Genomic DNA, 11959 nt, shown 5'->3' on the forward strand with positions numbered 1-11959 from the left:
GTTCAGAGGTTTTCCAGAATGCGCGCTGCGAAGTCCCGATGTTCTTTCTCGTCCCACGGCTCCGGCTTGCCGAAGCCCCAGACCGGCCCCGGCCAGTTCGGGTCGCCGTCGTTGCGGGCGATGATATGCACATGTAGTTGCCGAACGATATTGCCCAATGCGCCGACATTGATCTTTTGAGCGCCGGTGACCGTCTTCAGGGCGGTTGCCGCCATGGTCGTCTCGAAGGTCAGCATCGTCTGGTCGAGTGGGGTCAGGTCGAAGATTTCCGAAATGCCTTCACGCTGCGGAATGAGCACGAGCCAGGGCCAGCGGCGGTCGTTCATCAGCCGCATCTGACACAGGCCGATCGAGGCGATCGGGATGCCGTCGCGTTCGAGCCGCTCGTCAAGAGTGAAGGTCGCCAAGTCATTCTCCTCAGGCAAAGACAACGGATTCACCTTGTTTTGCATATCGATATCAGTTTTTTGATGGCTTGGCTTGCATTTGCTTTCGATATTGCCGATATGGAAGCCGGGAGGTTGGTGGTGGACGAGCCACTCGCCAACCGGGTCAGGTCCGGAAGGAAGCAGCCCTAACGAGCCCCGGCACGGGTCATCGTGCCAGCCTCCCACCTTTTCCGTCCTGTCGGGACAAGAGTTCGAACAGCGGCAGGGTCGATGAGCGACGACACGTCCATTTCATCCGTTGAGAAACCGGCCGCCTACCGTGTTCTGGCGCGCAAGTATCGCCCCAAGGATTTCTCCGACCTGATGGTCGGCCAGGAACCGATGGTGCGCACGCTCACCAACGCTTTTGAAACGGGTCGCATCGCGCAGGCCTATATGCTGACCGGTGTGCGCGGGGTCGGCAAGACCACCACCGCCCGCATCCTCGCCCGTGCGCTGAACTACAAGACCGCTGAGACCGACAGGCCGACGATCGACCTTCGTGTGCCGGGCGAACACTGCCAGGCGATCATGGATGGCCGCCATGTCGACGTCATCGAAATGGACGCCGCCTCGCATACCGGTATCGATGACATCAGAGAGATTATCGAACAGGTTCGCTACCGCCCGGTATCGGCGCGCTATAAAGTCTACATCATCGACGAAGTGCACATGCTCTCGACCCAGGCCTTCAACGGCCTGTTGAAAACGCTCGAAGAGCCGCCGGAACATGTGAAGTTCATCTTCGCCACCACCGAAATCCGCAAGGTTCCGATCACGGTTCTGTCGCGCTGCCAGCGCTTCGATCTGCGCCGCATCAGCGCGTCTGATCTCGTCGGCCTGTTTTCGACGATCCTCGGCAAGGAAGGCGTTTCCTTCGATCCGGAAGCGCTCGCCATGGTCGCCCGTGCTGCCGAAGGCTCGGCGCGTGACGGCCTGTCGCTGCTCGACCAGGCGATTGCGCACGGCGGCGGTGCGGTCGAGGTCGAGACCGTGCGCTCGATGCTCGGCCTTGCCGACCGCGCCCGCATCGTCGATCTCTTCGACCATGTCGTCAAAGGCGATGTTGCGGCCGCACTCCAGGAATTTACCGCGCAATACGAAGCCGGCGCCAATCCGACGGTCGTTCTGACCGATCTCGCCGATTTCACCCATCTTGTCACTCGCATGAAATATGTGCCGGAGGCGGTCAACGATCAGTCGCTGAGCGAGATCGAGCGCACCCGCGGTGCCGTCTTCGCCGAAAGCGTTGCGGTCACGGCACTCTCGCGTATCTGGCAGATGCTGCTCAAGGGCATTCCGGAAGCGGAAAGCTCGTCGCGCCCGGCGGGAGCTGCCGAAATGGTGCTGATCCGGCTGGCGCATGCCGCACACCTGCCGGCGCCGGAAGAGGCTGCGCGACGCGTGCTTGAGCTTTCCGGCGGTGAAGGCGGCGGCGCCCGTTCCGGGCCGGTTGGCGGCAATGGCGGCGGGGCACAGGCCTCCGCCTCAGGATCGATTTCGGCGCAGGCAACGCAGGCGATGCCGGTGCAGCGCCCGACGAGCAACGGCGCGACGATGCTGCGCGCCGTGCCGGATGCAGCACCCCAGCCGGTCACCGTCGGCCGTATCGAGGAGCGACCCGCGGTGGCCCCAGCTGCCAAGCCGCAGCCGTCGGTTCCGGTCAATTCGATCGCAGATATCGCCGAACTTTGCGCCAAGAACCGCGACATCAAGCTGAAGACGCTGGTGCGCGGCTTCCTGCGGCTGGTGCATATCGAGGCCGGTCGTCTCGACGTCAATGTTTCCGACGATGCGCCGAAGACGCTGCTTGGTGAAGTCGCGGTCAAGCTCAAGGAATGGACCGGCATCCATTGGATCGTCAGCTACAGCCGCGAGCGCGGCGAGCCGACGCTGATCGAGGCCGAACAGCGGGCGCAGGAACAGCGCGTCAACGACGCACGGCAGGACCCCGATGTCGCTGCCATTCTTGCCCGCTTTCCGGGTGCCAAGATCACCGACGTGCGCATTCGCGCCGTCGAGGAAGAGGCCGAGAGTGTTGCTCCGGCTACAGCCGAATCCGCCGACGGCGATATCGTCCCTGGCGACGACATCGAATAGTCCCGTCTGCGAGCAGAAACAGAAAAACAGGAGACGACGATGCGCGACATCATGGGGATGATGGGCAAGGTCAAGGAAATGCAGGCCAAGATGGAGAAGATGCAGGCGGAGATCGCCGCACTCGAAGTCGACGGCACGTCCGGCGGTGGTCTGGTGACCGTCCGCCTCGACGGCAAGGGCACCCTCAAGAGCCTGAAGATCGATCCTTCGCTCTTCAAGGAAGACGACGTCGAGATCCTCGAAGACCTGATCGTCGCCGCCCACAAGGACGCCAAGGACAAGGCCGAAGCCGTCCAGGCGGAAAAGACCGCCGAACTGACCGCCGGCCTGCCGATCCCGCCCGGCATGAAGCTGCCGTTCTGACCGGTTTGAACGAGTTGGAGCGCGGTGCGTTCGGAAAACCGCACGCATTATTCCGCATCCCGCTCTATTGATTGGGCGCCGGTGGCGTGTCCGGCCGCGGAGGGTTCGCCCCGCGTGGATTGGTATCCATGCTGGCGGTGATCCTGAGATCCACCTTCTGGCTGGAAGGTGGAGGAATCGGGCGCCGATCGAGTTCGGCGCCTATGGCTGCGAGCTTCTGGGTAAGCTCGTTCAGCGCTAGGCGATCAGCCATTGTAACGCCGACGAGGCCGGTCGGATCGTATTCCGTCAGGATCGCCGGATAGTCGATCCTGCGCTCGGTCGCCGGTTCCATGTAACGATTGGACAGCTTGCGCAGCGACTCGGAAAGTGTCGGCAGCATCGTCATCGCCCGGCGCCATCGATGTTCGTTGAAGTCGAAATTCTTGAGCACGACGTCGCCGGCCTTGCCGCCGAGCATGCTCAGGAAATTCACGGTTTCTCCATCCATGTCGAGATTGAGCCCGCCTTCCTTGGCATCGTCGAGCCTCACCTCGACAATGCGTTCGCTGTAGCCATGGAGTTGGCTCTGTAGCGTGTCCTGCCAGTTGCGGGCTGTGTCGAGGATAGCGCCGACGAACCCCAGGAGCCCCTTGACCGGATAGACTGGCGTTGCCTTGCCCTCGGCCGTCCGGCGCGGCAGGTGGACGCGGCTGCCACCTGATCCGTCCTCATCCTCTCCATGGCGCCTCGGATCGTAACTCGCCAGCGAAATACCGAAGGTCGGGCGACCGGGCAGTAGTCCGTCGAACAAATGGATCGGGAAATTGCTGGTGATGCCGCCATCGGAAAACAGGCAGCGGATATGGGTCGACGGATCGCGCCGGGCTGCCGCGCGCAGGGAATAATCGTAGCGATAGAGTGGAACGCCGCGGATCAATCCGGGGAAGCTGAGACTCATGCGGGCGATGATCGCCACCGGCAGCTTCCTTGCCGGCGGTAGCTGGTAGTAATCCCGCACGCCGTCCGGCCCTACGATGTCGCGTGGTTTGCTCTCCTTCAGGAGGTAGCTCATGATGGACGGCGGAAACAGCCTTTCGAATTCCGACTTGCGGTAATTGTGCACCCGGTCGCCAAAGGGTAGCTCGTAAGGCCGCCGCGAAGAGAGATCGGTGGTGACGCTCTTCAACGTTAGATCGCCGATCGTCAAAGGCCGCGCTTCTCCGTCGGAGCGAACCGGGCCGGCAATGGCTTCGATCCGCTCGGCAATCCAGTTGGTGAATGCAGGTTTCTTCGCGCCCGGTTGGGTCAGGCCGCTGCATAGGCCGAAGTCGTGGGCCGGCAACACCACCGCGACCGCGCGATAGAGCTGATAGGTCAACATCGCCATCGCGCCGATCAGGACGACGAGCGCCCCCAGGATGCCAAGCGCCCAGTCGGTCGCGGCGATGCCGGCGACGATCAGCGCGAGGCCGGGGAGGGCGGCAAGAAGCAACGCCAGGTGAAAAACCCTGAGGGTCTCCAGAGCTGCCGCCACCACCTTGTTTCCCTGCGTTCGCACCATCGCCATCCCGACGCGAAAGAGCGGCGCTGTTTCCGCCGATGGCTGGAAGAAGGTCGGGAGATTGGCAGCCAGCTCCTTCGGCATCGCATCGATCAGCGCGAAGCCAGCGTTCTTTTCGTCCGCCGTTGCGGCACTTTGGCGTCGGTATTCGGCGGCCGCTGTCATGACGGCGGCAATCGCACCGGCCGATGTGCCGCCGATGTGCATGAAGCGGTAGCGGGTCGCGAGTTCGGTAATGGCGCGCGGGAAGACCACACCGGAGGTGATGCCGCCTTTCATGATCAGATCGCATTCATCGCTGGGGGCTGCATAGCGGAAAGGCGTATTGGTCATCGGAGCCTCCATCTGCTGCAATCAACAATAGATTGCGCCTTGCTCGAATGCACGCCGATTTCTCCTGTGCCCTTTGCGATGGCCCACTGCAGTGTGCGAAGTCGATTCCGTTCGGGCTCGATATGGGCTAAAAGCGCCGCATGGCAAAACGAGTCACCGGCCCCGAAATCGAAAAACTCATCCAGCTCCTGGCAAAAGTCCCGGGGCTCGGGCCGCGTTCGGCACGGCGCGCCGCCCTCCATCTCGTCAAGAAGAAGGACCAGTTGCTGGGGCCGCTCGCCGACGCGATGGGCGAGGCGCACCGCAAGGTCCGTATTTGCTCCTGCTGCGGCAATGTCGATACGATCGATCCCTGCACCGTCTGCTCCGACGAGCGTCGCGACCAGTCGGTCATCATCGTCGTCGAGGATGTTTCCGACCTCTGGGCGCTGGAGCGCGCCGGCGCGATGAACGCCGCCTATCACGTGCTTGGCGGCACGCTCTCCCCGCTCGACGGTGTCGGTCCTGAAGACCTCAACATCAAAGGACTTGTCCAGCGCGTCGCCAATGGCGGCGTCCGCGAACTGATCATCGCCGTGAATGCGACGGTCGAGGGCCAGACCACGGCGCACTACATCACCGACCAGCTCGAGGGCATGGAAGTGAAGATCACCCGGCTTGCCCATGGCGTGCCTGTTGGCGGTGAACTCGACTATCTCGACGAGGGCACGCTGGCCGCCGCCCTTCGCGCCCGCACGTCGATCTGACGCTATTTTCGAACGCCGCGATCCAACCGATAGGGAAGCCTTATGCTGAGACTTCTTTCACTTTCGACCTTGTTGCTCTGTGGCTGGCTGGGGTTCGCGCATGCCGCGACGAAGGCGGATGTCGAGGCGGAGTTTCGCGCCTGGCTCCAGAGCGATCTCTGGCCGGAAGCGCAGAAGGCTGGCATTTCCGCCGGTTCATTCAAGGCCGCCTTCGCCGACGTGAAGCTCAACTGGGACCTGCCGGATCTGGCGCCTCCCGGCTTCCCGAAGCCGAAAGAGCAGAAGCAGAGCCAGGCGGAGTTTTCCTCGCCCGGCAGCTACTTCTCGGAGAAGCGCCTGCAAGGACTGGCGGCAACCGGCCGCAGCCTTGCCTCCACCCATGCGTCGACCCTGAAGAAGATCGAACGCACCTATGGCGTTCCGGCCTCGGTGGTCGTGGCGATCTGGGGCCGTGAGTCCGGCTTCGGCCGTGCCAAGATCCCCTATCCGGTCGTTGATGTGCTGGCGACCAAGGCCTTCATGTCGTCGCGCCCCGACCTTTTCAGACGCGAGCTGATCGCGGCGCTGCACATTCTCGACAGCGGCGACGTCGACGAGACGGCGATGCGCGGTTCCTGGGCCGGCGCCATGGGCCAGCCGCAGTTCATGCCGTCGAGCTTCCTGCAATATGCGGTCGATTTCGACGGCGACGGCCGCCGCGACATCTGGAATTCGGTGCCGGACAGCCTGGCGTCGATCGCCAACTATCTCGTCAAGAAGGGCTGGCAGCGCGGCCGCGACTGGGGCTTCGAGGTGTCGATTCCCGACGCTGTCTCCTGCGCACAGGAAGGCCCGGACCTCGCACGGCCGATTTCGGACTGGGCCAACAAGGGCATCACGCGGATTTCCGGCAAGGCCTTCCCGTCGCATGAACTGTCGGCGTCGTCGATGATGCTGGTGCCGGCCGGCCGGCATGGGCCGGAATTCATCGTCACGCCGAACTTCTATGTACTCAAGGAATACAACAACTCCGACCTCTATGCGCTGTTCATCGGCAATCTCGCCGACCGCATCGCCACCGGCGGCGGTGCGTTCCGCGGGAGCTGGGGCGACGTCGGCAACATGCTGCGCTCGGACGTTCTCGCCATGCAGAAGGCGCTCGTCGCCAAGGGCTATGACGTCGGCAAGGTCGACGGCCTTCCCGGCTACAAGACGCGCCGCTCGCTTGGCGACTGGCAGGCAAAGAGCGGGCTTGCCGCCACCTGCTTCCCCGATGCCTCGCTGAAGGCGAAGCTGCGCTAAGGCAATTTCCAACCAGAGGCGTCGACGCTCTCTCAAGCTGAACCGCTGAACCGAAAGAGGCCCTGCGTGACGGGGCCTCTTTCGTTGCATTGGTCGATGTCAGCGTTGGGGGCGACAACGGCATTTAGAGCAATTCCAGGAAAAGTGTGAAACGGCTTTCCGTCCGGAATTGCGTAATTTCAAAGACTTAGATCACTTCAGTGTTTCGATGAAACAATGAAATGATCTAGTGCATGTCGACATCGACCTGGCGTTTGTAGCGCTCGTAATGCGTCGGCACGATCGTCTGGCGTTCGATCATCCGGTGCACGCGCGGTGGTGCCGCACCGCTGTGCAGTGCCGTCAGCTTGTCGCCGACGGCGGCGTCGGCCTGGGTGCGCCGCTGGTTGTGGCGCACATATTCGACCCAGGTCGGCACGTGATAGGTCTCGGTCCAGGTCGTCGGGTTCTCGAGGTCGCGCATCAGCGCCCAGTGGCCCGCACCGTCGCGGATGCGGATGCGCCGGCGTTCCGCCATGGTCGTGAGGAACTCGGGGATATCGTCGTCCGCGATCTCGTAATCGATCATGATGACGATGGGGCCGCTGCGCGGCTTCAGGTCCAGTTCGAGCGGCGGTTCGTTGAAGCGGTTGAGCGGATCAAGATTGAGCGAAGTGAACTCCGGCAGGGGCAGCCGGAAGCCGACCACGACGCCAGCGAACATCAGCAGACAGGAGCCCATCAGCGCATTGGCGGCACCATATTGTTCGGCCGCCGTGCCCCAGAGCCAGCTGCCGCCAGCAATGCCGCCGAAGGTCATAGTCTGGTAGAGCGATAGCGCCCGGCCAACGACCCAGCGCGGTGTCGAGAGCTGTACTGTCGTGTTGAACAGCGACAGCGCCAGCACCCAACAGGCGCCGGAGACGAGCAGCACGAGACAGCTGAGCCACGCATAGGTGCTCCAGGCCGTGATCGCGGCGCTGGCGGCAAAACCGGTGAAGGCGATGCGCACGATCGCCTCGCTCGACAGCTTCTCCCTCAATCGCGCACTGAGCAGCGCCCCGCCGATCGCGCCGAGGCCGAAGGCGCCGAGCATCAGGCCGTAGGTGAGCGGCCCGCCTTGAACGAGGTCGCGGGCGACGAGCGGCAAGAGTGCGAGGATCGCGCTTGCCGAAAGACCGAAGAGAAAACCGCGCAGCAGAACCTTGCCGATGTTCGGCGACATCGCGACATAGCGCAGGCCCGCGGATATGGCGCGGCCGAGCGTCTCACGCGGCAAGGTGTTCGTCGGCACTTCCCGCCGCCAGCGCACCAGCGCAAAGAGGATCGCGAAATAGCTGAGCGTATTGGCGAAGAAGGCGGCGGCAGCCCCCGCCGCGGCGACGATCGCGCCGCCGATCGCCGGGCCGACGCTGCGGGTGATGTTGAAGCCCATGCTGTTGAGCGCGACTGCCGCCGGCAGGTCGTCGCGCGGGACCATGTCGCCGACCGAGGCCTGCCAGGATGGGTTGTTGAGCGCCGTGCCGCAGCCGATGAGGAAGGTGAAGAGCAGGAGCAGCCAGGGCGTGATCAGTCCGACATAGGCGCAGATGGTCAGAAGCGCCGAGACGGAGAGCATGAAACACTGCGCCACCAGCATGATCCGCCGCCGATCGAAATTATCGGCAAGCGCGCCCGAGATGAGCGAGAAGAGCATGATCGGCAGCGAGGTCGAGGCCTGCACCAGTGCCACCATGTTTGCCGACGGTGAGATCGAGGTCATCAGCCAGGCGGCGCCGACCGATTGGATGAGGCCGCCGAAGTTGGATGCGAGGCTCGCGATCCAGATCGTGCGGAAGATGTCGTGCTTAAAGGGTGCAAGCGGCGAATTACGGTGGGGCACCTCGTCTTCTCTCTTGTCCTTGATTGTCGTCTCGAAGCGGTTCTATCCCTGTTATAGGCCCGAGGACGCGAAGTGCCACCCGCTGAAATTGACCTTGTTGTCGAAGATCGTCGTCTGCGAGCGGATCGGCGCATTTGGAGCGCACGGCCCAATGCCTTGCAATTTGCGGCGATGAAGCGTATATGAGCCTCAAATTCTTGATCGGTAGATGAAGAGTGGGCCCGTCAGGACCCGCTCTTTTTTATTAGCCGGTCCGATGAGGAGATGATCGTTTGTCCGATACGACAACGGCTGAAAATGCAAATGAACCGCGCCTGATCACCGAAACCGGTCTCGACCAGCGCATCGCCGACATCATCGAGCCGGTCATCGTGCCGATGGGTTACCGCCTGGTGCGCGTGCGCATGTCCGGCCAGAACGGCCTGACGTTGCAGATCATGGCCGAGCGCAACGACGGCACCATGACCGTCGAAGACTGCGAAGAGATCTCCAAGGCCATTTCGCCGGTGCTCGATGTGGAAGATCCGATCGACAAGGCGTATCATCTCGAAGTGTCGTCGGCCGGCATCGACCGTCCCATGGTGCGCAAGTCCGACTTCTTCCGCTGGCAGGGGCACCTGCTGAAATGCGAGACGTCGGTTCTGGTCGATGGCCGCAAGCGGTTCCGCGGCAAGATCGTTTCCGTCGATGACGATGGTTTCCGGCTTGAGCGCGACCAGCCCGCGTACGGCGAGGAACCTGTCGTCGTCATCCCGTTCACCACGCTTGCCGAAGCGCGGCTGATCCTGACCGACGATCTGATCCGTGATGCGCTGACGGCCGACAAGAAGGCGAAGGCCGAGCGCGCCGCGAACGAGAATTTCGAAGACGAAGATTCACCTATTGAGGAATAAGTCGGGCGGAGCGTGAAGCCCCCTGCAACCCAACGGAGATAAGACATGGCAGTCAGTGCTAACCGGCTCGAGCTTCTGCAGATCGCGGATGCCGTCGCGCGTGAAAAGGTGATCGACCGCGAGATCGTTCTGGCCGCAATGGCCGATGCGATCCAGAAGGCCGCCCGCTCGCGCTATGGGTCGGAATCGAACATCCGCGCCGACATCAACTCGAAGACCGGTGAAATCCGCCTGCAGCGTCTTCTGGAAGTGGTCGAAAAGGCTGACGACTATTCCACGCAGATCCCGCTCGAGCTTGCTCGCGATCGCAATCCGGACGCCAAGCTCGGCGATTTCATCGCCGACCCGCTGCCGCCGATGGACTTCGGCCGCATCGCCGCCCAGTCTGCCAAGCAGGTCATCGTCCAGAAGGTTCGCGAAGCCGAGCGTGATCGCCAGTTCGACGAATTCAAGGATCGCGTCGGCGAGATCGTCAACGGCACGGTCAAGCGCGTCGAATACGGCAACGTCATCGTCGACCTCGGCCGTGGCGAAGGCATCATCCGCCGCGACGAGATGATCCCGCGCGAAAACATGCGCTACGGCGACCGCGTCCGCGCCTTCGTCTACGACGTTCGCCGCGAACAGCGCGGCCCGCAGATCTTCCTGTCGCGTACCCATCCGCAGTTCATGGTGAAGCTCTTCACCATGGAAGTGCCTGAGATCTACGACGGCATCATCCAGATCAAGTCGGTTGCCCGTGACCCGGGTTCGCGCGCCAAGATCGCCGTTGTCTCCAACGACTCGTCGATCGACCCGGTCGGCGCCTGCGTCGGTATGCGCGGTTCGCGCGTTCAGGCCGTCGTCGGCGAACTGCAGGGCGAAAAGATCGACATCATTCCGTGGTCGCAGGATCCGGCATCGTTCATCGTCAACGCGCTGCAGCCGGCGGAAGTGGCCAAGGTCGTTCTCGACGAAGATGCGGAGCGCATCGAAGTGGTCGTTCCGGACGAGCAGCTTTCGCTCGCCATCGGCCGTCGCGGCCAGAACGTTCGCCTCGCCTCGCAGCTGACCGGCTGGGACATCGACATCCTCACCGAACAGGAAGAGAGCGAGCGTCGCCAGAAGGAATTCACCGAGCGCACCAACCTGTTCATGGACGCGCTCGACGTCGACGAAATGGTCGGCCAGGTTCTGGCGTCCGAAGGCTTTGCCGCCGTCGAGGAGCTTGCCTATGTCGACCTCGACGAAATCTCGTCGATCGACGGCTTCGACGAGGAGACCGCTACCGAAATCCAGACCCGTGCGCGCGAATTCCTCGACAAGCTCGAAGCGGAAATGGATGCCAAGCGCAAGGAACTCGGCGTTGCCGACGAGCTGCGCTCGATCGACGGCCTGACGAGCCAGATGCTCGTTGCGCTCGGCGAAGAAGGCATCAAGACGATCGAAGACTTTGCCGGCTGCGCCGCTGACGACCTCGTCGGCTGGAGCGAACGCAAGGACGGCGAGACCAAGCGCTTCGAGGGCACCTTCTCGAAGTTCGACGTTTCGCGCGCCGAAGCCGAAGCCATGATCGTTCAGGCCCGCCTCGCGGCCGGCTGGATCACGGAAGAGGACCTGGCAAGCGATGAGGTCGAAGGCGAAGAGCCGATCGACGTTGCCGAAGGCGCCGAGCAGGACGCTTAAGGACGATGACCGCCTCTGATGATGCCGACAGCCTGCCTTCGGACACATTGCCCTTGGATGGGGGCCCGAAGGATCGGAGCGGCAGCACGCGGACGTGCATCGTCACCCGCGAAAGCGGTTCGCCGGATGAGTTGATCCGCTTCGTTGCCGGGCCCGACGGTCGCGTCGTTCCCGATCTGAAGCGTCAGCTTCCGGGACGCGGCTGCTGGGTGAAGGCCGAGCGGGCGCTCGTTGAAAAGGCGGTGGCGAAGAAGTTCTTCGCCCGCGCCCTGAAGGCGGACGTCAAGGCCGACGCGACGCTCGCCGACGACGTCGACCGGCTGCTCGCCGAGCAGTTGGCCGGCATGATGAACATGGCGCGCAAGGCGGCCCAGTTCATCTCCGGCGCGACGAAGACGGAGCAGGCCGTGCGCGGTCTTGCAGCGCTTGCCGTGTTCCATGCGGCCGATGCTGCAGCCGACGGTGTGCGGAAGATAGACCAGGCCCGCAAGGCGATGAGCTTCGTGGCCGACGATGAAATGGAAATACCTTCGTTCCGTCCCTTCACCGGGGCGGAAATGGAGGGCCTTTTAGGAAGTAATGCTTTTATCCATGCCGCAGCGCTTGCAGGGCAGGCGGGTGAGGGTGTAGTGAAGCGCGCAATCATGCTCGAAAAGTACCGAGGATCCGTCCCGGTCCGGGCCGACGGCGGCGCTGGCAAGCCACAGCAATGACCCGCGTCACCAGCACAGTCTGGCATCGCGTAC

General features: G+C 63.0%; 10 protein-coding genes and 1 other RNA gene. 8 read left to right on the forward strand and 3 right to left on the reverse strand.

Annotated features, from left to right (window positions below; all coding sequences use genetic code 11):
- Positions 1-2: 2 nt before the first annotated feature.
- The gene (locus IB265_RS00585; RefSeq protein WP_057247808.1) at positions 3-452 is read right to left on the reverse strand and encodes an HIT family protein; all 450 of its coding nucleotides are present in this window, start codon (positions 450-452) and stop codon (positions 3-5) included.
- Between the two features lie 64 nt (positions 453-516).
- Here IB265_RS00585 and ffs point away from each other — a divergent pair.
- From ffs to IB265_RS00600, 3 genes are all read left to right on the forward strand, one after another.
- Positions 517-614, forward strand: an RNA gene (gene ffs / locus IB265_RS00590) — signal recognition particle sRNA small type.
- 45 nt (positions 615-659) lie between these two features.
- The gene (locus IB265_RS00595; protein WP_057247809.1) at positions 660-2528 is read left to right on the forward strand and encodes a DNA polymerase III subunit gamma/tau; all 1869 of its coding nucleotides are present in this window, start codon (positions 660-662) and stop codon (positions 2526-2528) included.
- Positions 2529-2567: 39 nt separating this feature from the next.
- Complete coding sequence (locus tag IB265_RS00600) at positions 2568-2891, forward strand: YbaB/EbfC family nucleoid-associated protein (RefSeq protein WP_057247810.1); 324 nt, start codon at positions 2568-2570, stop codon at positions 2889-2891.
- Between the two features lie 64 nt (positions 2892-2955).
- Here the strand turns inward: IB265_RS00600 and IB265_RS00605 are convergent, their stop codons facing one another.
- Positions 2956-4767 carry a patatin-like phospholipase family protein gene (locus IB265_RS00605; protein ID WP_192494605.1) on the reverse strand — a complete coding sequence of 604 codons (1812 nt, stop codon included), beginning with the start codon at positions 4765-4767 and terminating at the stop codon, positions 2956-2958.
- 140 nt (positions 4768-4907) lie between these two features.
- Here IB265_RS00605 and recR point away from each other — a divergent pair, with 140 nt between their 5' ends.
- Together recR and IB265_RS00615 are read left to right on the forward strand one after the other, a co-directional pair.
- A complete protein-coding gene (recR, locus tag IB265_RS00610; RefSeq protein WP_057247812.1) occupies positions 4908-5513 on the forward strand; it encodes a recombination mediator RecR in 606 nt (201 codons plus the stop codon).
- A 42-nt stretch (positions 5514-5555) separates the two neighbouring features.
- Positions 5556-6794, forward strand: coding sequence for a lytic murein transglycosylase (locus tag IB265_RS00615; RefSeq protein WP_057247813.1), 1239 nt, complete (start codon positions 5556-5558; stop codon positions 6792-6794).
- Positions 6795-7020: 226 nt separating this feature from the next.
- Here the strand turns inward: IB265_RS00615 and IB265_RS00620 are convergent, their stop codons facing one another.
- Positions 7021-8655 carry an MFS transporter gene (locus IB265_RS00620; RefSeq protein ID WP_057247814.1) on the reverse strand — a complete coding sequence of 545 codons (1635 nt, stop codon included), beginning with the start codon at positions 8653-8655 and terminating at the stop codon, positions 7021-7023.
- A 272-nt stretch (positions 8656-8927) separates the two neighbouring features.
- On the opposite strand from IB265_RS00620, the gene rimP reads away from it, so the two are divergent.
- From rimP to IB265_RS00635, 3 genes are read left to right on the forward strand one after another with little or no spacing between them, the layout of a single operon-like run.
- Complete coding sequence (gene rimP / locus IB265_RS00625; RefSeq protein ID WP_057247815.1) at positions 8928-9548, forward strand: ribosome maturation factor RimP; 621 nt, start codon at positions 8928-8930, stop codon at positions 9546-9548.
- A 45-nt stretch (positions 9549-9593) separates the two neighbouring features.
- Positions 9594-11213, forward strand: a complete 1620-nt coding sequence (nusA, locus tag IB265_RS00630; RefSeq protein WP_057247816.1) for a transcription termination factor NusA — start codon at positions 9594-9596, stop codon at positions 11211-11213.
- A 5-nt stretch (positions 11214-11218) separates the two neighbouring features.
- Positions 11219-11926, forward strand: coding sequence for an RNA-binding protein (locus tag IB265_RS00635; RefSeq protein ID WP_057247817.1), 708 nt, complete (start codon positions 11219-11221; stop codon positions 11924-11926).
- Positions 11927-11959: the final 33 nt, after the last annotated feature.

The sequence above is a fragment of the Ensifer sp. ENS10 genome (assembly GCF_014852025.1).
In the GTDB taxonomy this organism is placed as follows: Bacteria; Pseudomonadota; Alphaproteobacteria; order Rhizobiales; family Rhizobiaceae; genus Ensifer.

Bases quoted from the DNA above. Each gene is read 5' to 3' on its own strand.
- IB265_RS00585 (WP_057247808.1), bottom strand. From the start codon at position 452: ATGCAAAACAAGGTGAATCCGTTGTCTTTGCCTGAGGAGAATGACTTG.
- IB265_RS00595 (WP_057247809.1), top strand. From the start codon at position 660: ATGAGCGACGACACGTCCATTTCATCCGTTGAGAAACCGGCCGCCTAC.
- IB265_RS00600 (WP_057247810.1), top strand. From the start codon at position 2,568: ATGCGCGACATCATGGGGATGATGGGCAAGGTCAAGGAAATGCAGGCC.
- IB265_RS00605 (WP_192494605.1), bottom strand. From the start codon at position 4,767: ATGACCAATACGCCTTTCCGCTATGCAGCCCCCAGCGATGAATGCGAT.
- recR (WP_057247812.1), top strand. From the start codon at position 4,908: ATGGCAAAACGAGTCACCGGCCCCGAAATCGAAAAACTCATCCAGCTC.
- IB265_RS00615 (WP_057247813.1), top strand. From the start codon at position 5,556: ATGCTGAGACTTCTTTCACTTTCGACCTTGTTGCTCTGTGGCTGGCTG.
- nusA (WP_057247816.1), top strand. From the start codon at position 9,594: ATGGCAGTCAGTGCTAACCGGCTCGAGCTTCTGCAGATCGCGGATGCC.
- IB265_RS00635 (WP_057247817.1), top strand. From the start codon at position 11,219: ATGACCGCCTCTGATGATGCCGACAGCCTGCCTTCGGACACATTGCCC.